This is a genomic window from Halobacillus sp. K22, from assembly GCF_052246795.1.
Classification (GTDB): Bacteria; Bacillota; Bacilli; order Bacillales; family Halobacillaceae; genus Halobacillus.
Genome location: NZ_JBQQCN010000022.1, coordinates 1 through 21,304 on the forward strand (window position 1 = coordinate 1; position 21,304 = coordinate 21,304).

The 21,304-nt window shown below is 42.2% G+C and carries 22 protein-coding genes; 9 read left to right on the forward strand and 13 right to left on the reverse strand.

Going from position 1 to position 21,304, the window contains the following annotated elements; translation table 11 throughout:
- The first annotated feature begins 84 nt into the window (after positions 1–84).
- Complete coding sequence (locus ACTWPM_RS14965) at positions 85–1,257, forward strand: FtsW/RodA/SpoVE family cell cycle protein (RefSeq protein ID WP_443133833.1); 1,173 nt, start codon at positions 85–87, stop codon at positions 1,255–1,257.
- Positions 1,258–1,720: 463 nt separating this feature from the next.
- Positions 1,721–2,455: a bis(5'-nucleosyl)-tetraphosphatase PrpE gene (prpE, locus tag ACTWPM_RS14970; protein ID WP_443133834.1), complete on the forward strand. Its 735-nt coding sequence runs from the start codon at positions 1,721–1,723 to the stop codon at positions 2,453–2,455.
- Between the two features lie 110 nt (positions 2,456–2,565).
- On the opposite strand, the gene ACTWPM_RS14975 is transcribed toward prpE, so the two are convergent.
- The 3 genes from ACTWPM_RS14975 to ACTWPM_RS14985 are packed head-to-tail and all read right to left on the reverse strand — an operon-like array spanning position 2,566 to position 4,922.
- Positions 2,566–3,456 carry an RluA family pseudouridine synthase gene (locus tag ACTWPM_RS14975; protein ID WP_443133835.1) on the reverse strand — a complete coding sequence of 297 codons (891 nt, stop codon included), beginning with the start codon at positions 3,454–3,456 and terminating at the stop codon, positions 2,566–2,568.
- Positions 3,453–4,268, reverse strand: a complete 816-nt coding sequence (locus ACTWPM_RS14980; protein ID WP_443133836.1) for an NAD kinase — start codon at positions 4,266–4,268, stop codon at positions 3,453–3,455. The genes ACTWPM_RS14975 and ACTWPM_RS14980 overlap by 4 nt, the downstream gene beginning before the upstream one ends.
- A 15-nt stretch (positions 4,269–4,283) precedes the next feature.
- Positions 4,284–4,922 (reverse strand): GTP pyrophosphokinase, encoded by a 639-nt coding sequence (locus ACTWPM_RS14985; RefSeq protein WP_443133837.1) that lies wholly within the window; start codon positions 4,920–4,922, stop codon positions 4,284–4,286.
- A gap of 113 nt (positions 4,923–5,035) precedes the next feature.
- Between ACTWPM_RS14985 and ACTWPM_RS14990 the strand changes: the two genes are divergently transcribed.
- The 6 genes from ACTWPM_RS14990 to ACTWPM_RS15015 all read left to right on the forward strand — a co-directional run bounded on the left by ACTWPM_RS14990 (position 5,036) and on the right by ACTWPM_RS15015 (position 8,735).
- Entirely contained in the window at positions 5,036–5,617 is a 582-nt protein-coding gene (locus ACTWPM_RS14990; RefSeq protein WP_443133838.1) for a CYTH domain-containing protein, read from the forward strand.
- A 54-nt stretch (positions 5,618–5,671) separates the two neighbouring features.
- Entirely contained in the window at positions 5,672–6,073 is a 402-nt protein-coding gene (locus tag ACTWPM_RS14995; RefSeq protein WP_443133839.1) for a globin domain-containing protein, read from the forward strand.
- Positions 6,070–6,957, forward strand: coding sequence for a ClpXP adapter SpxH family protein (locus tag ACTWPM_RS15000; RefSeq protein WP_443133840.1), 888 nt, complete (start codon positions 6,070–6,072; stop codon positions 6,955–6,957). Before ACTWPM_RS14995 ends, ACTWPM_RS15000 begins: the two co-directional genes overlap by 4 nt.
- A 433-nt stretch (positions 6,958–7,390) precedes the next feature.
- Complete coding sequence (locus tag ACTWPM_RS15005) at positions 7,391–8,203, forward strand: hypothetical protein (RefSeq protein ID WP_443133841.1); 813 nt, start codon at positions 7,391–7,393, stop codon at positions 8,201–8,203.
- A 43-nt stretch (positions 8,204–8,246) separates the two neighbouring features.
- The gene (locus ACTWPM_RS15010) at positions 8,247–8,459 is read left to right on the forward strand and encodes a hypothetical protein (RefSeq protein ID WP_443133842.1); all 213 of its coding nucleotides are present in this window, start codon (positions 8,247–8,249) and stop codon (positions 8,457–8,459) included.
- Between the two features lie 99 nt (positions 8,460–8,558).
- Entirely contained in the window at positions 8,559–8,735 is a 177-nt protein-coding gene (locus tag ACTWPM_RS15015) for a hypothetical protein (RefSeq protein ID WP_443133843.1), read from the forward strand.
- A 43-nt stretch (positions 8,736–8,778) separates the two neighbouring features.
- Here the strand turns inward: ACTWPM_RS15015 and pepF are convergent, their stop codons facing one another.
- The 3 genes from pepF to mecA form a co-directional block, all read right to left on the reverse strand.
- On the reverse strand, positions 8,779–10,587 hold the full coding sequence (gene pepF, locus ACTWPM_RS15020; protein ID WP_443133844.1) for an oligoendopeptidase F: 1,809 nt from the start codon (positions 10,585–10,587) through the stop codon (positions 8,779–8,781).
- Positions 10,588–10,650: 63 nt separating this feature from the next.
- Complete coding sequence (locus ACTWPM_RS15025; protein WP_443133845.1) at positions 10,651–11,796, reverse strand: competence protein CoiA; 1,146 nt, start codon at positions 11,794–11,796, stop codon at positions 10,651–10,653.
- A gap of 95 nt (positions 11,797–11,891) precedes the next feature.
- The gene (mecA, locus tag ACTWPM_RS15030) at positions 11,892–12,593 is read right to left on the reverse strand and encodes an adaptor protein MecA (RefSeq protein ID WP_443133846.1); all 702 of its coding nucleotides are present in this window, start codon (positions 12,591–12,593) and stop codon (positions 11,892–11,894) included.
- Between the two features lie 299 nt (positions 12,594–12,892).
- On the opposite strand from mecA, the gene ACTWPM_RS15035 reads away from it, so the two are divergent.
- Entirely contained in the window at positions 12,893–13,555 is a 663-nt protein-coding gene (locus ACTWPM_RS15035) for a TerC family protein (RefSeq protein WP_443133847.1), read from the forward strand.
- Positions 13,556–13,601: 46 nt separating this feature from the next.
- On the opposite strand, the gene spxA is transcribed toward ACTWPM_RS15035, so the two are convergent.
- The 7 genes from spxA to opp3b form a co-directional block, all read right to left on the reverse strand.
- Positions 13,602–13,997: a transcriptional regulator SpxA gene (spxA, locus tag ACTWPM_RS15040; RefSeq protein ID WP_014642562.1), complete on the reverse strand. Its 396-nt coding sequence runs from the start codon at positions 13,995–13,997 to the stop codon at positions 13,602–13,604.
- Positions 13,998–14,280: 283 nt separating this feature from the next.
- A complete protein-coding gene (locus tag ACTWPM_RS15045) occupies positions 14,281–14,874 on the reverse strand; it encodes a GNAT family N-acetyltransferase (RefSeq protein ID WP_443133848.1) in 594 nt (197 codons plus the stop codon).
- Positions 14,875–15,017: 143 nt separating this feature from the next.
- Complete coding sequence (locus ACTWPM_RS15050; protein ID WP_443133849.1) at positions 15,018–16,235, reverse strand: putative glycoside hydrolase; 1,218 nt, start codon at positions 16,233–16,235, stop codon at positions 15,018–15,020.
- Positions 16,236–17,112: 877 nt separating this feature from the next.
- Positions 17,113–18,054 (reverse strand): ABC transporter ATP-binding protein, encoded by a 942-nt coding sequence (locus ACTWPM_RS15055; RefSeq protein WP_443133850.1) that lies wholly within the window; start codon positions 18,052–18,054, stop codon positions 17,113–17,115.
- Complete coding sequence (locus ACTWPM_RS15060) at positions 18,051–19,112, reverse strand: ABC transporter ATP-binding protein (protein WP_443133851.1); 1,062 nt, start codon at positions 19,110–19,112, stop codon at positions 18,051–18,053. The genes ACTWPM_RS15055 and ACTWPM_RS15060 overlap by 4 nt, the downstream gene beginning before the upstream one ends.
- A 15-nt stretch (positions 19,113–19,127) precedes the next feature.
- Positions 19,128–20,261, reverse strand: coding sequence for an oligopeptide ABC transporter permease (opp3C, locus tag ACTWPM_RS15065; protein ID WP_443133852.1), 1,134 nt, complete (start codon positions 20,259–20,261; stop codon positions 19,128–19,130).
- A 6-nt stretch (positions 20,262–20,267) separates the two neighbouring features.
- Positions 20,268–21,194, reverse strand: a complete 927-nt coding sequence (opp3b, locus tag ACTWPM_RS15070) for an oligopeptide ABC transporter permease (protein ID WP_443133853.1) — start codon at positions 21,192–21,194, stop codon at positions 20,268–20,270.
- Positions 21,195–21,304: the final 110 nt, after the last annotated feature.

The window sequence follows — 21,304 nt, forward strand, 5'->3', positions numbered from 1 at the left end:
TTGACTTAAAATTACTGGAAGAATCATGTACACTTACAATTATAACCGTAGTTTAACAGATTGCTTGATAGAAAGGGAACATTCATGAATGATAATCAGCAAACTTCACCGATTGATTTCACCATTATATTTATTGTCCTGACCTTTGGAGTCATCAGCTGCTACACCCTTTACACCGTAGATCCTTACTTAGGTGCTGGAGACCAAGGTTCTTATATGAAACAAATCGTCTGGTACATACTGGGAAGCATGGTTGCAGCCGTAGCTATGATCCTGGATTATGACCGCCTTCATCAAATTGTCTGGGGTCTTTACGGCTTTGGGTTAACGGCCTTGCTCATGCTGTTCTTTAAATTCCCCCCGGGTCTCGTCCACTATTCAGGCGGTGCCTGGAGCTGGTTTAAATTACCTGGCATCGGTACCATCCAGCCTTCAGAATTTATGAAGGTTTTCCTGATCGTCACACTTGCTCATGTCATAGTTAAACATAATGAAAAAACCCGGATGAAAACCGTTAAAACGGATATGATGCTGCTCGGCAAGCTGATGCTTCTTTCCGTTATTCCCATGGGACTTATTGCGGTTCAGCCGGATCTAGGGACATTCCTTGTATTAGTATCCATCACGACCTTTATGATTTTAGTATCCGGTATTCAATGGAGAATTCTGCTCTCGATTGTCTCTTCTGTACTGATCGTTATAGCAGCCGTGGCCACCACGTTCTTATTTAATATTACAAGAGTGACCACATTCTTTGAAGAATCGGTGTTTGCGCACGTCGACTCCCGCTTCTACGGATGGCTGCAGCCTGAAAAATATGAGCTTGGCGCTGGTCTGCAGCTGATCAAAGCCATAACGGCGATCGGCTCCGGTCAGCTGACCGGGAAAGGCTCAGGCAATTTTGAAGTCATGGTGCCGGAACGCCATACCGATATGATCTTCACTGCGGTGTCCGAGCAGTTTGGTTTTGTCGGCTCAAGCATAGTAGTTACCCTGTTTTTCCTGCTGGTCTACCGGATGATTCAAATTGCTCTCGAAAGTAACGATGCGTTTGGAAGCTATTTAATCGTTGGGGTCGTTGCTATGATCGCCTTTCAGGTTTTTCAAAATATCGGTATGTCCATTCAGCTGCTCCCGATCACGGGGCTTCCTCTTCCATTTCTCAGTTATGGAGGAAGTTCGACTCTCGCTTATATGCTCGCAATCGGCCTCGTGCTGAACGTCAAATCCCGTACGAGATCTTACATGTTTGAATAAGGTAAACAAAAGGTGGAGAAGCTTTCTAAAAGACTTCCCACCTTTTTTTATAGATTAATTAAGCATGTCCCTTAGAAAAAAGACGGAATAAGATTCCTCCGATTTCCACCTCTTTAATTCATGATTAGTGAACAGTTTATTAAGTGGTTTCGAGTTTCTGATTCGGCCAGGTCCGGAGGGGAACGAGGAGACTCCTGTGGGATAAACATGATCGGTGAGACCCCGGAGAGCGTAGCTCGAGGAGGCTCAGCGAAGTGGAAGTTCGACTAAGAACACCACGTCGTGTGGCAACGTCGAACGACCCTGCGTCGTGCAGGGCCACGGAAAGCGAGTCGTTCCCCGCAGGACCTAACTCTCTCACTAGATATCTCGAAACTGAATCTTAAACACACTGGAGCTTAACTATAAAATCAACACAAGGATCTAACCTATCTTATAAAGATTCATTGGAAGGAGAATAATGATGAAAATTGATGTAATTGGTGACGTTCATGGCTGCCTGGACGAATTAAAGCAGCTATTCACGGAGCTAGGCTACGAGTGGAAAAGCGGCCTTCCTTTTCACCCCGATGGACGAACCCCGATCTTTGTCGGTGACATTACCGACCGCGGTCCTGCTTCGGTGGAGTGCATCCGCTTTGTCTGCCAGTTAGTATTGGAAGAAAAAATGGCGCTCTACGTACCTGGCAACCATTGCAATAAACTGTACCGTTTTTTCCTCGGTAATCCTGTAGAGGAGACGCATGGCTTAGAAACAACCGCAGACGAATACCGGAGCTTATCCAACCGTGAACAAAAAAAGGTGCGTAAACAGTTCATGACACTGGTGGAGGAATCCCCTCTTTATCACGTGCTGGAAGAAGCGGACGCCGTGATCGCCCATGCCGGTATCCGGAGAGAAGATATCGGAAAAAATAATAAAAAAGTGAAGACGTTCGTATTGTACGGAGATATTACAGGAGAAAAGCTTCCGGACGGGCGTCCTGTTCGAAGAGACTGGGCCCAGCATTATGACGGCGACTTATGGGTGGTTTATGGTCACACTCCTGTACGTGAACCGCGCTTCGTCAACAAAACTGTGAATATTGACACTGGCTGCGTATTTGGAGGGCAACTGACTGCGTTCCGCCTCCCGGAAGAAGAACTGGTCAGCGTCCCTTCCTCAATGCCGCTCGTTGAAGAGAAGTTCAGATATTGAACTACCCCCACTTACTCGCTGACGCTCCTTGAAGTAGGGGGATTCCTAAGAGCACAAACCTAACGGTTCGCTAAAAAAATCAGACTCCAATGGGGTCTGATTTTTTACTATCAACCTTCATTCGTATAGCGGCTCCACTCATCGGGGATGGCAGATGTAAAGGACATTGGCTTTCCAGTCCAGGGATGATCGAAGGCCAGTTGATGACAGTGAAGAGCCTGACCGCTCCAGGCAAGATCTTCTGCTTCTCCGTATAATGTATCTCCCACAAGCGGATGGCCGATGGAGGCCATGTGGACACGAATTTGATGGGTCCGCCCGGTCTCAAGCTTCAGTCTGACGAGCGTAGTCTCTTCATGCCGTTCCTGAACCTCGTATAGCGTTTTCGATGGCTTTCCATCTAAACAGGTAGTACGTTCCACAATCGATCCTGCCTTCCGCGCAATAGGTGTTTCGATTACCCCTTCCTCCTGTTTCAGCTTTCCTTTAATCAGTGCCGTATAAAAACGCTCAATCTTCCTCTGCTCAAGCGTCAGCAGCCGGTGGCTGTATGCGTGCTTCGCAGCAATCATCAGCCCTGACGTCTCCCGGTCAAGCCTCGTTACAATATGAACCGTGTTCGAAAGACCGTGCTTCTCATAATGATGAAGCAGCCGGCTCGCGATAGACGAGTCCCGGTGATGGGGTGATGGAACGACAGGGACCGATGATGGCTTATCAATCACGATCACATCCTCGTCTTCATAACAAATCGTGAGCGGCCCTTCTTCAGGACGCAAATTATCTCCCGCGACTTCATCGGGAAAATGAACGGTAACCTGTTCATCACACGCCACGTTCTGTTTAAGAGAAGCGGGCTGTCGATTGATATCAATACGTCCGGCTGCCTTGACCCGTTTGATCAGCTGACGGGAGAAATAAGCTCGTTTTTGCAAGAAATCCCTTACGCTCTGACCCGACGCCTCTTGAGGGACGCGCCAGCTTTTTGTAACAGCACTCACGATTTAGAATTAGAATACTCATCGGATACGAAGGAATCATGCACACGTCTCCAGAACGGAAACGGACGGAAGCGGGCAAACCGGACTTTTTCTGTTGCCACGCGGCACTGGATGGATTTCACGTCCTTGTAAGTACGAGTAATATGATCCATCGTAATCAGAAAGCTTCTGTCGTTCAATGGTTTTAATAAGCACGTATGATGGCTCGGTAAAATAAGTGGAGAACCAATGGTACGGAACACCCTATTGTTGATAGAAGCCATCTCTGCAATCTGAATCGCTTCAAGGGAAGGGTGAAGTATAGCGCCGCCGAGTGCTTTGTTATAAGCTGTACTGCCAGAAGGCGTGGAAATACAAAGTCCATCTCCACGGAAGGTTTCAAAATGGTCGCCTTTAATTTCGATATCAAAAACCACCGACCCCTCTGAAGTCTTAATGGTACATTCATTTAGCGCTAGATAACGGTCTTCCTCTTCGCCGTCTTTCGGGCGGATGGTTACTTCAAGAAGCGGGTATTCAACCACCTGGAATGGCGTACGCGCGATTTCGATAATCAGCTTCTCAAGCTCTTCCGGCATCCAGTCGGCATAGAAGCCTAAGTGGCCGGTGTGAATCCCGATAAACGCCGTTTGATCCAGACGGTGCACATACGTGTGAAAAGCTTCTAATAACGTGCCGTCGCCTCCTACAGAGATAGCAAGATCAGGCTCGTCCTCATTGTACTCCAGCTGGAATTCAGTTAAATAATTTTTGATTTTGGATCGTATTTCGTTAGATTTCTGGTCGCCTTTAGAAAGGATCGAGAATTTCATCTGCTGCCCACTCCTCTACTTCTTTTTAGTATGGTTTTTCTGGTCTTCTTTACGCAAAAATACTTTCTGGGCTTCCTGGATCTCACTTTTAATCTTGGACATTTCTTCATCCAGGCGGAAAGCTGCTTCTCCGGCTCGTTTTAACCGGTTCTTAATTTCCGATGGTATTTTCCCTGCATATTTATAATTTAAGGAGTGTTCATTGGTCGCCCAGAAATTCATTGCCAGCGTACGGATTTGAATTTCTGCTAACACAATCTTTTCTCCATGAATGGTCTCGACTGGATACTCAATGATTACGTGGTAGGATCTGTAACCGCTCTCTTTTTTCCGGGAGATGTAATCCTTCTCTTCGACGATCTTGAAGTCGTGACGGTTTTTCATCATATCTACGACTGCATAAATGTCATCTACAAATTGACAGACTACACGCACACCCGCTATATCCTGCAGTTCTTTTTCAATGTTTTCAGGATTGATTGCTTTTCGTCTAGCTTTTTCAATGATACTTGATCTTGGTTTTACGCGACCCGTGACAAATTCAATTGGGGAATGCTCCATCTCATATTCAAACTGCTGCCGCATTCCCTTTAGTTTTACTTTTAATTCATCAACTACTTGTCCATAAGGTGCTATAAATATATCCCAATTCATCTTGCGCCCACCTTTATGTATCCAATCTGTATAGTAAATATGTGCGTTTTCTCCTGCATTCATTGTATCATAAAGTTAAGTCACATCAGAAATGATAAAGGAGGTACTCCCATATGTCCCAAGAAATAGAAATTGAATTTAAGAACTTGCTGACAAAGGATGAGTACGACCGTGTCCACCAATTATACCCATTCGAATCAGTTGAATTCGTAGAGCAAACCAACTATTATTTTGAAACAGATGATTTAAAACTCCGCAGTCAGGGTGCTGCACTCCGCATCAGGAAAAAGAATGATCAATGGATGCTGACCTTGAAACAGCCTCATCCAGAAGGTCTGCTTGAAACGCATGACCCGCTCTCTGAAAACGAGGCAGATTTCTGGATTCAAAACCGTATGGTGGAGAAACCGAATGTAGGTAAACAATTGGATGAGCTGGGGGTTTCATTGGAAGACTTAGTATTCCTTGGTTCTCTTACAACGAGAAGAAAAGAAATCGAGTATAAAGATACCCTTCTCGTCCTTGATCACAGCCTCTATTATGACAAAGAGGATTTTGAACTTGAACTCGAAGCCAAGTCTAAAGAACAAGGAAAAAACGTTTTTATGCAAATTTTAAATCAGTGCAATATTCCTGAACGGGAAACAGATAATAAGATCAAGCGCTTTTATAAAGCCCGGCAAGAATCAGAATAGTTGCCGTAGTACACGCCCATTGCTAAAATGGATTAACAGACAGGAAGGGATTTTATGGTACAGCGACCTGGAACGATTTATGAGGCGATTGGTGAAGAAAAAATATCAGAGCTTGTCGAAGCTTTTTACAGCCGTGTAAGCAGCCATCCGGATTTAATACCGATCTTCCCTGAAGATCTAACAGAAACCGCCCGGAAGCAGAAACAGTTTTTGACTCAGTTCTTCGGCGGCCCTCCTCTTTACATTGAAGAGCACGGTCATCCGATGCTGCGAGCAAGACATCTGCCTTTTGAAATTACACCAACTCGAAGAGACGCCTGGCTGTCATGTATGTCAGGCGCTTTAAACGAGGTTCATATTGAAGAACCTTATCGATCCGCTATTTTCGAACGATTAACCATGACAGCAAACCACATGATGAACACACCAGAAGAGAAGAAAGGAGAATCGAAGTGAGTTGGAAAAGCTTGAGCAGCAATAATGACACCCAAGGAACAGCCAGCGGTTTTTTCAATTTATTAAAGCGGCCCATAGAAATTTATGTGTTTATCGATCCGCTCTGTCCTGAATGCTGGTCACTTGAACCATTCTTAAAGAAACTCACTATCGAGTATGGCCGCTTCTTTACTATCCGTCCCATTATCAGCGGGAAGTTAACTTCCTTTCAGCAAAATAAAGTCAAGAAACCTGAAAATCTGAAAAAAGCATGGGACAGCACCACTTCCCGGACCGGCATGTGCTGTGATGGTGATGTTTGGATTGAAAATCCGGTTTCCTCCCCCTTCGCAGCCTCTCTTGCTGTAAAAGCAGCCGAACTGCAAGGGAAAAAAGCAGGCATGCGTTTTCTAAGAAAAATTCAGGAGTATGTTTTCCTTGAAAAGCAGAATATATCTGACGAAGATGTATTGATCGAATGTGCCAGCAAAAGTCGTCTGGATGTAGAGGAATTTAAAAAAGATCTTCATTCCGATGCAGCCCGCAACGCCTTGAACTGTGACTTAAAACTGACGCATGAAATGGAAGTTGAATCAACGCCTACCATTGTTATTTTCAATGAATCCGAAGAAGATGCGGGACTTAAAATTACCGGCTTGTATTCCTACGAAGTGTATGTAAAAGTCCTTAAGGAAATGTTGCAAAAGGATCCAACCCCTGCCATTAAGCCAGCTCTGGAAGATTTTTTGCATTATTACCGATTTGTAGCGAATAAAGAGATTGCGGTTGTCTATGACTGGACGGAGCAGCAGGCTAAGAGAGAAATGAAAAAATTAGTGCTGAAGCAGAAAGCGCGCGAAGTGCCAGTGAAGCACGGAGCTTTCTGGGAATATCTTGGCATGTAATAAGCAAGCAGCTCTAAACGATACCGAAATGGTTAGATGTGTGTCTAACGATTTCGGTATCGTTTTTTTAATGCGTCATTGGACTGGGGAATGTTCATGATAGTTTGACCCGTTCTTTGCCTCCACTGCACTGTCTGCTCCCCAATAGCTTAGTGGTCAAACGCAAATCCTTTCTCTCAGGTTGTAATTCTCTTGAAACCTTTCCAGCGAATGAACGTAATGCAATAATATGAAATGGGGATTTATGCGCGAGATAGAATGCCTTAGTGATAAATCTTTCACATATGTCTGTCTATCTTTGTTTTGTTCCATTCGAAATTGAAAAGTGTAAAAAAATTGAGACAAACCCACAATTTGTCTTTAGTCCACGCCAAGCAGATGGTAGATGACGTAGAGAATACTCCCGACAAAAGCGAAGAAAGAAGGATTAACAATGATTGCTGACATGTACAAACGAAGAGAAAAACTTGCCTACTCCCTTACTGGAGTTCTTATACTAGTTATGGCAGGATATTTGGTATGGAATCTTCCAGAAACCAGTCAAGAATGGCTGGAAGCAGTTGTCCTGCTTGTCCCTGTTATTTTTATGGTGATGATTGCGGGATCCAGCCGTCACAAATATAATAAAGTGAAAGCCCTGTCGATACCGGAAGCATCTGGTTCACTAATGGAGTCCGACCACGTCATATGGAAGTCCGATGCAGTCAGCCTTCCTCGGCTGTTAGCTTTCGAAAAAAACGGAGCCTATTTTGGCATGCTGAAAATGGAAAAACTGCCATGGTGGAGCCACCCGATTGTGTTTTTCCAAAAATCTATCTTATCGTTCATCCCGAGTACATACAGCTTTTATACACAGGAAGGTGAGAAACTTTTTTCCTTTCGGCGAAACGGATTTAAGGAAACGAATGTTACCATTTATGACAAGGAAGGAAATCACTTAGGCACTTATATACAAGAAGAATTTAGAAGTCTTTTTAAGGTTAAAGGGGAAATTAAAGACGAGAAAAACCTGTCCGTTCTTTCCGTAAAGGCCTCAGGAACAAGCGGTGATTTTTCCTTATCGGATGAAGATGGCCATCGCTGGGCGCATTTTTATAATGGCCGCTTCCCTCATGAATACACGAAGTTATTCCGTGACGTTGATAACGACATCGTAGAGTTATCGAACGAGCTCTCGTTAAAAAATAAACGGTTGCTGCTTGCTGTCATCAGCTTTCTATTTATGAATCGATCTTTAAATGGATAAGAATCTTACTTGATAGGAATGAATCATGAGGAAGGAGACAAAAATGAGTAAACTAAGAATAGGGGCCGGTTTAATTGGAAACCTTATCGTATGTTTTTGGGGCGTAAACAGTATACTTACAAGCGAACCCGTTTTTAATCATTTAATATTTTCTTACTTGTTTGCGATCGGTGGTTTTATTAGCTTCATTGCTTTAATTATTGAGCTGAGGAAAAAAGAGCGTTTAGATCATAAGAATCCTCCTAATAACTCTTAGATTCCTATGGATCTAAGGGTTTTTCTTTTCAGCTAAACTATCCCGGTGAGCATAGCCCGGCTAAGAACTGTCATACATATAAACAAAGGAGGAAGAGCTATGAAAGTTTGGAAAATCATTGCCTGCTGCTTTGTCATCTTATTATTGGGCAGTTTTCACTTATTCGGGTTAATGCGTTTATATCCTTTGTACATTACCTCCCCCCTTCTATTTATTACCATTTATCTTTGCATCTCCTTTATTTATCACAGAAAAACTTTTAAAGGATTTCATTAGAAAACCCGCGTGCCTGTTGGAATCACGCGGGTTTTTCATAGGTTTATTTTTTAAGAAGTTCTTCCATTTCATTCAACTTTTCTTCAAACACATCAAGGGCAGAGAGTATTGGATCTTTTGAGGTCATATCCACACCCGCCTGCTTTAACACTTCAATCGGATAGTCGCTGCTTCCTGCTTTCAGGAAGCTCTTATAACGTTCAACTGCCGGCTCACCTTCAGAAAGGATCTGATCGGCTAAAGCAGTCGCTGCCGCATAGCCGGTTGCGTATTGATAAACATAATACCCCATGTAAAAGTGAGGAATACGCGCCCATTCAAGGCCGATATGGTCATCAATCACAATATTGTCCCCAAAGTATTTCTTATTGAGATCATAGTAAATCTCTGTCAGCTTATCTGCTGTCAAAGCTTCACCATTTTGAGCCTGCATATGAATCTCATGTTCGAATTCAGCAAACATCGTTTGTCTGAATACTGTACCGCGGAAACCTTCCAGGAAGTTATTCAATAAATATAGCTTCTCTTTTTCACTCTTTGTATTCTTCAGCATGTGATCATTCAGCAATGCCTCATTACACGTAGAAGCGACTTCGGCCACAAAAATGGAATAGTTCCCGTAACGGTACGGCTGATTCGCATGCGTATAATAGCTGTGCAGGGAATGTCCCAATTCATGAGCCAGTGTGAATAAATTATTCACATTATCCTGCCAGTTCATTAAAATATAAGGATTTGTTCCATAGTGACCAGAGGAATAGGCACCGCTCCGTTTACCTTTATTCTCTTCAACGTCAATCCAGCGGTTCTCAAAGCCTTCTTCCACTGTGCTGACATATTCCTCCCCGAGCGGCTCAAGTCCTTTCAGCACAAGTTCCTTGGCTTCCTCATAAGATACCTTCATTTCAGCATCTTTAACGAGCGGCGTATAAATATCGTACATATGGACTTCATCTAATCCGAGTACTTCTTTTCTAAGTTCAATATAGCGATGAAGTAATGGCAAGCGCTCATTGACGGCTTCAATTAAATTATCGTACACCGTTTCCGGTATGTTATTATTATTTAATTTCGCTTCACGGGCGCGCTCGTAATTTCTAACTTGAGCATTAAAGTTATTTTTCTTCACATGGCCGCCCAATGTTGATGCGAAGGTATTTTTGAAAGAACCAAACGTATCATACATCGCTTCAAAAGCAGACTTTCGTACTTCACGGTCATCTGATTTAAGAAAACCGACGTAACGTCCATGCGTTAGATCTACCTCTTCCCCTTCTTCATTCTTGATCGTTGGAAAAGTAAGATCCGCATTATTTAAAGCTCCAAATGTCTGCGATGGATTGGCTCCAATCTCGGAAAAACCGGCCAGCAGTTTTTCTTCCTTCTCGCTAAGTACATGCTCCTTCTGGCGGGTAATCTCATCCAATGTATGTTCATACAATTGCAGAGGTTCATGTTCCTTTATAAAGCCTTTAACCTTTCCTTCCGGGAGAGCTATTATTTCCGGCACAATAAAACTCATTGCGGATGCGATTTTTGTATATAAGCTTTCTGCTTTTGCATTCATCTCCTGGTAATAGGAGTTCGTAGTATCCTGGTCTTTGCGCATATGAGCATAGGTAAAAAGCAGCCCGATTTTATTGGAAATCTTATCTTGAAAATCGAGAAGATTATAAAGCTGCTCGGCAGATTCGCCCACTTTTCCCCGATATTGATCCAATTCAGGCAGCAGCTCCTCTGCTTCTTTAAGCTCTTTATACCATTCTTCGTCAGTAGCAAAAATAGCTTCAAGGTCCCACGTTTTTTCTACAGGTACCTCTTCTCTTTTTGGTAATTGTTTAGTTGCAGCCATCGTGATCCTCCTTCAGATAGTTCGTCACCCTAACCAATTCTCGATTCAGGTGTGAATCCCTTCTTAAATATTAATTCTTTCCAGTTTTTTTAATGCAGCGATTGTCTTTCGATCATCCTCGAGAGCCTTCCTCATATGATGATGAAATACGACTTGTTTTTTCTTAATCCACCCTCTATTCTCCGTCTTCTCGATATAGCCCAGACTTTCAAGCAGATAGGAATATTCTTTCATTAAATCCGGCTGATATCCATTAATCGTGGAAAGAGCAGCCTGTTCAGGAAAAAATACTGGTAATCCTATTTCAAGGTCCCTGAAATGGTTCACCAGGAAATTTGTCTGCCATATATAAGACGCGTCCGTTCCAGAAACTTCTCCCCTAGAAGGCAGGAAGGCAAGTGTCGGAAGCAGCGAAAAATGTAACCCTCGTTTGTATAAATCATCCCGAAACGACTGCTCTTGTCTGCTCACATGTGGATGATAGACAGTTCGATACCCATATAATAGTTTTTCCCACATGGGAAGGAAGTCATGCAAAGAGGAGGATAGAGGGGTTTGAAACAGTTGGGGAAATCGAATATTTGAAAGGGGATAGGACTGAAGATCAGCTAAGATCTTTCGCTGGGTGATGCTCCTCAAGTTGGAAGCAATTGTTATGCGGTTAGTCATGGAGTCAAAAAAGTAAAGGTGATAGTGGTGGTTAAACGAATAAAGTAAGTTGCGAAGAAATTCGGTCATGTGGATAACGCTGCTCCCCGATCGCCTCAGGTGCTTGCTTCCTGCGATCCAGAAAGGAAAAATATCATGGTCTTTATACTGAGTGGTCCGCCTCACCATTTCCTCTTTAGAAATTCGGGTACATTGATATTCCACGGCTATTTGTTTGGAGCCAATAGTTACAAAAACATCCGGACGTTGAGCGAGACCATGTAAAGGGTATTCTAATTTAGCTTCGTAGTTATGTTGGACGAGCCATTCATATAAAGCCCATTTTCCTTTTTCATGACCTTCACTCTCTCCACGATTAGCAACACATTCACTTCTTGGAAAATGCGCAAAATGTGGTTTTACTTTTGTCCCAGATCGGATCAAAAGCGCTTCTTTACAATGAGGGCAATAGTAGGTATCGGTTCGGGGTGCCTGCAGCTGTTGTGGGGATAAGTGTAATAGTGTTTGTAATGTTCCTGAGGAATCCTCGGCGTAAAACAATAGTTCACCTCCTCCTCTATTATTCGACATTCATCCACAATTTTCCTTTATGTACAAAAAAAATAAGCACACTTGTAAGGGTGTGCTTTTAAACGTTAATCAGCTGGAAAATATTCTTTAACTTTAGTCAAAGCTTGTTCATCAAATATGGTTTTGCCATATTCCTCTAAACGATAAATCGTAACAGGAGACTCATGTCCGAATTCCATTACTTGGCTCAACATATTTTCTTGTTCTTCATCACTCATATTTTCATCAATGAACTGAATATATAAATAATAGTTGTCTTCGAAATGGAAAAGACGCTGATCCATGGAATCCTCAGGAGACATGTAGTGGCTTAGTTGAATGACGTCTTCAAACTCATTGAATTTTAATGTGAATGTCAACGGTTCATCATGGTGTTCTTTGTCCTCTGTATCCTGTTCTTCATTCTGATCACTTTGATCAGATTTAGTAAATTTATCGTCAAGCAAAGATTCCAGTTTTTCATCAACCGGTACATCAATAGCATTTTCTTCGTCACTAGGGAGCTCGAGCTTTTGACCATCTTGGGATACTTGTGCTTTCGTAACGATCACTTCTAAACCTTTATCCATGGCTTGAACTTGAATCCACAATGGACCGTCAGCCTGGAAGTTTTCCTGATCATTCACTTCATCCATCATTTCCCAGAAAAGCTGCTCGCTTCGTTCCCGGTTATACCAAATTTCTTCTCTGTCGAACCCACGCTGTTCTACGTCCTGATACGTAACATAAAACTTAACCGTGTTTTCATTAATACGTTCTATTTCCATGAAATTTCTCTCCCTTCTTAACAAGTATTAAGGGGGAAGGGAATACTCACCCTTTTTTTAATGCTTATAAAACCTTACCCGTTAGGTCAAAGCCTCAACCTTCAAATTGTGTAGCACGAAGGATTGATGTACTTCTATTGTATGACAGTGTAAGGCAAATGGAAAACAAATTGCTTCAATTCAGCATATAACCATACCCAAAATGAATATCTTTTTTTAAGGCCCTTCATTTACATGAGGTTGGGTTACTATTTTAGCTTATTCTGCATGCTTTGTCACTACAAGCGGGAGGATTTACTATGAACTGGGAATTGCTTGAACCAATTTTAATTATTATCAGTATTGATATCATTTTAGGCGGGGATAACGCCATCGTAATAGCCCTTGCCAGTCGAAATCTGCCCAAGCACCAAAGGAATAAGGCAATTTTTCTTGGGACAGGCCTTGCCATCGCAGCTCGTATCTTACTTACAGCTGTTGCTCTTTATCTTCTCCAAATTCCCTACCTTCAATTAGTCGGTGGACTGTTTCTTTTTTACATTGCTATGCAATTATTAACAGATACTCATGATGACCAGGATATACATGCAGGAGATAACTTAATGACCGCTGTCAAAACCATCGTTCTTGCTGATATCGTCATGGGGTTTGATAATGTGATCGCTATTGCCGGGGCTTCTCACAACAATATTGCGCTTGTGGTATTTGGATTATTAATTTCCGTTCCCATCATCATCTGGGGAAGTCGGGTTATTCTTCTGCTTATGGACAAGTTCCCCCTGCTCATCTACTTCGGAGCAGGATTGCTTGCCTATACGGCAGCCGAAATGATTATAGAGGATCACTCGGTTTCCGACCTTATTATGAACTATCCCGGCGTAAAGTCATGGATGCCTGTCCTGGCTGTAATCGCCGTCACGTTTACAGGTTATCTTATCAATAAACGAAAGGAAAGGACATAAGTAAAACAAAAACTGTGACCCTCGGGACCACAGTTTTAACGTTTATTTAATTAACTAATTTCTGTGCTTCTTTCAATTGGAACGTACGTACACTGCGTGGAAGGAAGCGACGAATCTCATCTTCGTTATATCCTACTTGCAGACGCTTATCATCAATAATGATTGGGCGGCGAAGCAATCCAGGATTTTCCTGAATAAGATCAAATAAATCCTGCATTGGCAGTTGATCAAAATCAACTTTCAACTTTTGGAATACTTTAGAACGTGTAGAGATAATCTCTTCGGTTCCGTCTTCCGTCATTCTAAGGATCTGTTTAATCTCATCTAGAGTAAGAGGTTCAGAAAAGATGTTCCTCTCCGTATAAGGGATATCGTGCTCTTCAAGCCAAGCCTTTGCTTTACGGCAAGATGTACAACTTGGTGAGGTATAAAGTGTGACCATACAGAAACTTCACTCCTCAATATTTTTAATATGGTAAAAATTTGAACTGCTTATTAAATTACAATCAATATAATCTGACCTACTTCAACTATAACACATGTGTCAACTGTTTCATATCTCTATCTAAATCGGAACATAGCCTGTAACGTCTTATTTCATCTTGAACTAATATGTACCACTGGTTGCAATATTCTAAACCACATTATCCATAAAAAAATATAGTTTTTTTCAATTGTGAACATTTATTGAAAAAACCCACCTGTATATCGGTGGGTAATGAAATCTAAGAATTTTTAGACTTATCAAGTTCGTCTAAAATATCTTCAATTCCACGGTTTTCATCCATTTGAAGAACTTCATCTACATGTTGATAAGATTTACCATAGAACTCCTCATCTCTGTAGGTATGAACTTCCGTATACATACGTTTCATTTGTTCATAAATTTCTTCTTCTGAAGCATTTTCAGGGGACCAATAAAGGATTTCCATCTGGTTAACTTCGTTGGTGGCGAGGGAGCGCCTCGTGTATCCTATGGACTGAGCATGTTTGAAGCCTTCTCTTTGGTAGAAGCGAAGGCGCTTCTCGGAATCCGTCTCATCATAGTCTACAGGCTCCACTTCCAAAATAATCGGTTTATTTTTAGCCTTCATTTTCTCAATAAGTTTATGCCCAAGACCTTGGCCGCGAGCTGCGGTGGAAACGTATACATAATCAATAAAAATGAAAGAATCGAATTCTGCATACATTAATACGTGCTTATCACTTTCATCCTTATAGTAGATATCGCTTTTTTCTTTGAGCAGTGCTTCCATGTGTTCTTTTGATTTCATTTCCTCTACCGGAAAATACTTATTCAGCTTTTCATACCAATTCATTGATCTACTCCCTTTTCATTAATTACTTTCATTATACAGAAGTTTGTGACTATTGTTAAATCCGTGGAAATCCTCCACTTATTAAGCTTCCCTGCATCTTTTAAAAATAAACGAAGAGTGCCGATATCCAGCACTCTTCCTTATTAATTCATAGGTGTATAATCAACATTTGAGGTGTAGTTGTTTGTAGCATTCCATAAAAGATATTCATGGATCCCATTTTCTTCAAGAGCTTTGATTTGGGCTTCTACTTCAGCTTTTCCATACTGCTTAGTCGCTCCTGAGTAAAGCCAGGGAGCTTCAAAATCCTGCAGCCAGGGTCTGGAAGTCGGCTTATTCTCCAGTTTACTTAATACTTCATTCTCTACTTTAGCATACTCATCAATGACTCGATAAGGTTCTGTATCTGGTTTGGATATCCCGAAATACGGCCCCCAGTGACTCGGATAAATCATAGATGATATAACATCGACGTTTTCAGAAATCTTAGAGAAGTTCTGTCCAATGTTTGGAGCTTCTGGTATTGTAGCCGAGTATCCAAAGATATCCACAGACACATCAACGTCGTAATGAGATAGCTCTTTATTAGCAAAAGCTACAAAATCAGTTACAGCTTTCACACGCTTCTGTACGGCTTCCATTTCCAGATCAGCATATTCTCCCTGATCGTATTCCAGGCTGTCATCACGATTTCCGAATCCTTCTGGAAAACGCACATAGTCAAACTGGATTTCCTGGAAGCCCATTTCAGCTGCCTGTTTCGCAATATCCAGGTTATATTCCCATACTTCTTTTAAAAATGGGTTAACAAAGGCTTCTCCTCTTCCATTCACCCATACCTTACCATTTTTCGTATAGGACAAGTCCGGTCTTTTTTCAGCAAGCATCGAATCCTTAAACACTACTACACGGGCGATAGGATAAATCCCTTTCTCCTCTAGTGTTTTCAGCATTTTTTTGGGATCATCGATAAATGGTTCAGCAATGTCTGCATACGGCGAGCCTTCTTCTGGTTGAAAGGTGATATTTCCGTGATCTTCCTTAATATCAATTACCATGGCATTTAAGTCCGAGTTCTCTACCAGCTTCGTTAATTCACTCATTTTCTTTCCGCCGGCGGAAGGCCCGGTTACATATATGCCTCTTACAGCATCCGGATATTCAAACGTGAGCCCGGAATTATAAACAAAACGTGCAGCTGTCTGTGAGGTATCCAGCTTCTTTAAACCTAGTTCCTTTTTCGTAAGCATAAGGGCTTCTTTCTTTTCATCATCTGCAGCATCAACATTATGTAGTGGTACAGTACAAGAGATTAGTAAAAGACTAGCAACAATTAACATCCATTTCCGTGTTTTCCCCATTTGATCCTGCTCCTATTTAAAATTTTAGTCTCTATTCATTATATAAGAGGTTAGTTGTTAAGAATAGCCCTTAATTGAAATTTATGTAAATATTCTTTAACTCTCTATTTACTATCGGATTTTTTTATAAATGTTGAATAAGATATAAATTTGAATTAATTTTTATTATTAATTTCTTGAAAATATTATTCAACTATAGGGCCGGATATTTGAAGACTCGAATTCGAGATATCTTTGGTCCGTTGCTAATATGGAGAGGGGCTGGCTACGGAAACAACTCGCTTTCCTGCGGGGGAACTGGCAAGCCTCCTCGGTCGCTTCACTCCCTGTGGGGTCTCGCCTAGCTCCTTCTCCCGCGGGAGTCTCCTTGTTTCCTTCGCCACCCTATGATTGAAGAGTGAACGGACCCTTTCTATATGCGATTGGGGTGTATGATCCGGCTCAAATGCTTCTATAGCGGGAAGTAGCCACACATACACGCTCATGGTTTTAAGTTTATCTCCACCATCATAATCTGGGGCGTTACAAGCATGATTTCGAGCTTCATATATCGCAAGGTCCGGAGGGGGAGGATGAAGACTCCTGTGGGATGAACATGATCGGTAAGATCCCGGAAGGCGAAGCCTTCCGGGATCTTACCACAGAAGAGGAGGTTCGACTAAGAACGCCACGTCGTGTGGCAACATCGAACGACCCTGCGTCGTGCAGGGCCGGAAAGCGAAATCGTCCCCCTCAGGACCTTCCTCATAACCAATATCTCGAAACTGAGTCTTCAAGTAATGGGAGCTTTTCTGGAAGATCTATGTGAATATTTTGCATCTCTTAATCAATAAAAAGAGACCTTGTCTTAATAGACAAGATCTCTCTTTCAGAACACTTATTTCGTTTTGGTCGCATGTTCTTTTTTGTAGAAGTCGAACTCCTTGGTTGTGCAAAGCACCCAGTGACCTGGACGTACTTCACGGAATTCTGGTTCTTCACTCGTATCGTGATTGTTTGGATTATACGTAAAACGTTCACGAGAACGTTCATAGTCAGGGTCAGGCAGCGGAATCGCTGACAATAAAGATTGAGTATAAGGATGAATCGGGTGATTGTATAAATCATCTGCATCGGCAACTTCCACCAATTTACCGAAGTACATAACTCCAATTCGATCACTAATATATTTAACCATGGACAGATCGTGGGCGATAAATAGATACGTCAGTCCCTTTTCCTGCTGAAGCTTTTTCAAAAGGTTTACGACTTGAGCTTGAATAGATACGTCCAAAGCAGAAATCGGCTCATCCGCAATGATAAAGCTCGGATCTACAGCCAGGGCACGGGCGATTCCAATACGCTGGCGCTGTCCGCCACTGAATTCGTGAGGATAGCGGTTCGCGTGTTCTTTATTCAGACCAACCGTTTCTAAAAGTTCATGAACTTTTGCTTTACGCTCTTTATCGTTTTTAGCCAGACCATGGATATCCATACCTTCTGCAATAATATCCTCTACCTTCATACGAGGATTTAAGGAAGCATAAGGGTCCTGGAAAATCATTTGCATTTCACGGTTGAACTTTTTCAAATCTTCACGGTTTTTTTTGCCGTGAACATTTTCACCATTAAAGATGACTTCTCCGTCAGTCGCATTATAAAGACGAATGATGGTACGTCCTGTCGTCGATTTTCCACAACCGGACTCGCCCACAAGACCAAATGTTTCACCTTTAAAGATATCAAAGTTTAAGCCATCTACAGCTTTAACCACGCTGTGGCGGCCTGTCTTAAAATGTTGTTTTAGGTTTTTAATCTCTACCAGCTTTTCTTGACTCATATGCGATCACCTTTCTCACTGCTTGAGGATGATTTAGCCATCCCCTCCATACGTTTCTTAATCGATGCAGGAGGCTCAATGTTCGGGGCATTCTCATGTAACAACCATGTAGCTGCATAATGAGTCTCAGAAACCTTAAACATCGGAGGCTCTTGCTCCAGGTCAATTTGCATTGCGTACTCATTACGAGGTGCAAACGCATCTCCTTTTGGAGGGTCTAACAAATCCGGCGGTGAGCCTGGAATGGCGTATAATTCCTCATCCGCACTGTCCAGAGATGGCATGGAACCAAGTAATCCCCACGTATAAGGATGTTTAGGATTATAGAAAATATCATCTACCGTTCCAATTTCAACGATTTTTCCTGCATACATAACCGCTACACGGTCAGCCACGTTTGCTACCACTCCGAGATCGTGAGTAATAAAGATAGTAGCCGAATCGGTTTTCTTTTGAATATCCTTCATCAGTTCAAGGATTTGAGCTTGAATTGTTACATCAAGAGCTGTAGTCGGCTCGTCAGCAATCAATAATTTAGGATTACAAGCAAGAGCTATGGCTACAACCACACGCTGTCTCATTCCGCCGGAGAACTGGTGAGGATACTGTTTCAAACGGCTTTCAGGATCAGGAATACCTACAAGCTCCAATAATTCGACAACACGCTTGCGAGCTTGTGCGCGGTCCATTTTCTGGTGCTTGATCAGCCCTTCCATGATCTGGTTTCCTACTTTCATCGTAGGGTTTAAGGACGTCATCGGATCCTGGAAAATCATTGCCATTTCTTTTCCGCGAATCTTCTGCATCTGTTTTTCACTCATCTTGGTTAAATCTCTGCCTTCAAAAAGGATCTCTCCTTCTTTTATTCGGCCAGGCGGTTTAGGGATCAGCTGCATCAGAGCTTTCGTTGTAACTGATTTACCAGAACCTGACTCACCTACTATAGCCAGAGTTTCTCCTTTTTTCAGATCGAAAGTAACCCCACGTACAGCTTTAACTTCACCGCCGTAGGTGTCAAAGGATACATGCATGTTATTTACTTCTAGTAGTTTGTCCATTGTTACACCTACCTCCTATTCACGCATCTTCGGATCGAATGCATCACGAAGACCGTCTGCTAAGACATTAAAGGCAATCATGATTAGTGAAATTACAATTGCCGGGAACAATAAGATATGTGGATAAATTTGTAATGATTTAAATCCATCATCGATTAAGGTACCTAATGAGGCAATTGGAGTAGGCAGCCCTAGTCCGATAAAGCTCAAGAAAGCCTCGAAGAATATGGCACTTGGAATCGTAAACATAGTGTTAATTACAATTAAGCCCGTAACGTTAGGCACTAAATGCTTCCTCAATATACGGTTGTCCGGTGCACCGAGGGTTCTGGATGCCAATACGAATTCCTGGTTTTTCAACTTGAGGATTTGTCCTCTGACAATTCGGGCCATCGATATCCAGCCGGTTATCGTCAAGGCAATGGTAATCGATAATATCCCCGGATCCAGAATCAGGATCATGAGAATAACAACAACCAAGTTAGGGATACCCATGAGAATTTCGATAATACGCTGCATGTAGTTATCGACACGGCCTCCGTAATAAGCAGAAATTCCTCCGTAAGCTACACCAATGACCATATCAATAGCTGCAGCTAATAATGCAATGTACAAGGAAATACGAGTACCTTTCCAAGTACGTGTCCATAAGTCACGCCCAAGCCCGTCTGTACCGAACCAGAATGACTGATCATTCATATCTTTTGCGGCATACACATCATATACCGCTTTAACCTGTGCGGGTTCTCCATTGGAACCGTCACTGACTACAGATGTTTTGATGAATTCTTCATCATTATTAAAACGCATATTCGCATTTGTGGTCGCTTCTTCTACGGTTTCACCTGACATGGTTGCGGACAAGGTTCCATCCATTCCGAGCCAGCCAAGACCTTCAACTTTTGGAGGCATTTTAGCTCGTCCAAGATCCTGTTCGAATTCTCCGTACTGATTCATGTAAGGACCGAAAATAGCCATAAGCATTAAAATAATTAATGTTGCAAGACCTATCATGGCCCCCACGTTTTTACGCAGTCTCATGAAAGAATCCTGCCAGAAAGAAAGACTCGGTCTGGCTATTTTTTCACCTTCATTTTCCTGTCGTTCTACGGGTACAAATAATTCTTTCGATGGTTTGTGGTTATCCATAAGTTACTACTCTCCTTCAGCCAGTCGGATTCTAGGATCAATGATTCCATAAAGGAGATCAATGACAAGGATGATGAAAATGAAAAGGAACGCGATTAGTAACGTGGTACCCATTATAATCGGAAAGTCATTTGTGTTAATCGCTTTAACAAACTGTTCACCAATCCCAGGTACGGCGAAAATATTTTCAATTACAAGTGTTCCCGTCACTAAAGCGATTGCTAGTGGTCCAAGTACAGTAACCAATGGAATTAAAGCATTTCGCAGACCATGTTTGAAAACAACACCGAACTTGTTAACTCCTTTTGCACGGGCCGTTGTAATATAGTCGGATCCTAACACCTCAAGCATTTCCGTTCTCATAAAACGAGCGGCGATGGCGAGCGGGAAGATCGCAAGGGCGATCGTAGGCATTATGGTATGTTGCCAAGTTCCCCATAACGCAACTGGGAACCAGCCTAACTTAACACCAACGTAATATTGCAGAATCCCTGCAAATACGAATGATGGAATGGATTTTCCGAGTACGGCAACGAATGTCGAACCATAATCCAAAAATCCATTATGATAAATTGCTGACACTAATCCTAGCAGCACCCCTAAAATGGTACCAACAATCATGGCTTGAACACCTAATGTCATAGACGGACCAATACGCTCCATGATAATCGTGGTTACTTCCCTGTTATCAAACTGGAAAGAAATACCCAGGTCACCTTGTGTAAGATTGACCATATAATTGAAATATTGTACAGGAACTGGATCATCCAATCCGTACTTTTCTAACACTACCGCTTGTTGCTCTTCTGATAATTTATCTGCAGCACTTAGGGGAGTACCTGGTAAAAATTTCATCAGGAAGAACGTAAAGGTAGCGATCAAGAACATCGTTATAATCATGTATCCTAGTCGTTGAAGTATATAACGTGTCATATGAACACCTCCTGTGAATTTAAAACCTACTATACTTAATTTTATTGAATAGACTGAAAGTTGTCTATAATTAGAATACTTTCTTTACAGGGAAAAAGAGAGCATACGCC

What these genes read in the sequence shown, in the direction of transcription:
- ACTWPM_RS14990 (WP_443133838.1), top strand. Translation starts at nt 5,036, where the DNA reads ATGTCCCAAGAAATAGAAATTGAATTTAAGAACTTGCTGACAAAGGAT.
- ACTWPM_RS14980 (WP_443133836.1), bottom strand. Translation starts at nt 4,268, where the DNA reads ATGAAATTCTCGATCCTTTCTAAAGGCGACCAGAAATCTAACGAAATA.
- pepF (WP_443133844.1), bottom strand. Translation starts at nt 10,587, where the DNA reads ATGGCTGCAACTAAACAATTACCAAAAAGAGAAGAGGTACCTGTAGAA.
- ACTWPM_RS15055 (WP_443133850.1), bottom strand. Translation starts at nt 18,054, where the DNA reads ATGAGTCAAGAAAAGCTGGTAGAGATTAAAAACCTAAAACAACATTTT.
- opp3C (WP_443133852.1), bottom strand. Translation starts at nt 20,261, where the DNA reads ATGGATAACCACAAACCATCGAAAGAATTATTTGTACCCGTAGAACGA.
- ACTWPM_RS15035 (WP_443133847.1), top strand. Translation starts at nt 12,893, where the DNA reads ATGAACTGGGAATTGCTTGAACCAATTTTAATTATTATCAGTATTGAT.
- ACTWPM_RS15060 (WP_443133851.1), bottom strand. Translation starts at nt 19,112, where the DNA reads ATGGACAAACTACTAGAAGTAAATAACATGCATGTATCCTTTGACACC.
- ACTWPM_RS14985 (WP_443133837.1), bottom strand. Translation starts at nt 4,922, where the DNA reads ATGAATTGGGATATATTTATAGCACCTTATGGACAAGTAGTTGATGAA.
- spxA (WP_014642562.1), bottom strand. Translation starts at nt 13,997, where the DNA reads ATGGTCACACTTTATACCTCACCAAGTTGTACATCTTGCCGTAAAGCA.
- ACTWPM_RS15050 (WP_443133849.1), bottom strand. Translation starts at nt 16,235, where the DNA reads ATGGGGAAAACACGGAAATGGATGTTAATTGTTGCTAGTCTTTTACTA.
- ACTWPM_RS15015 (WP_443133843.1), top strand. Translation starts at nt 8,559, where the DNA reads ATGAAAGTTTGGAAAATCATTGCCTGCTGCTTTGTCATCTTATTATTG.
- ACTWPM_RS15045 (WP_443133848.1), bottom strand. Translation starts at nt 14,874, where the DNA reads ATGAATTGGTATGAAAAGCTGAATAAGTATTTTCCGGTAGAGGAAATG.
- ACTWPM_RS14965 (WP_443133833.1), top strand. Translation starts at nt 85, where the DNA reads ATGAATGATAATCAGCAAACTTCACCGATTGATTTCACCATTATATTT.
- ACTWPM_RS15005 (WP_443133841.1), top strand. Translation starts at nt 7,391, where the DNA reads ATGATTGCTGACATGTACAAACGAAGAGAAAAACTTGCCTACTCCCTT.
- opp3b (WP_443133853.1), bottom strand. Translation starts at nt 21,194, where the DNA reads ATGACACGTTATATACTTCAACGACTAGGATACATGATTATAACGATG.
- ACTWPM_RS15010 (WP_443133842.1), top strand. Translation starts at nt 8,247, where the DNA reads ATGAGTAAACTAAGAATAGGGGCCGGTTTAATTGGAAACCTTATCGTA.
- ACTWPM_RS14995 (WP_443133839.1), top strand. Translation starts at nt 5,672, where the DNA reads ATGGTACAGCGACCTGGAACGATTTATGAGGCGATTGGTGAAGAAAAA.
- mecA (WP_443133846.1), bottom strand. Translation starts at nt 12,593, where the DNA reads ATGGAAATAGAACGTATTAATGAAAACACGGTTAAGTTTTATGTTACG.
- prpE (WP_443133834.1), top strand. Translation starts at nt 1,721, where the DNA reads ATGAAAATTGATGTAATTGGTGACGTTCATGGCTGCCTGGACGAATTA.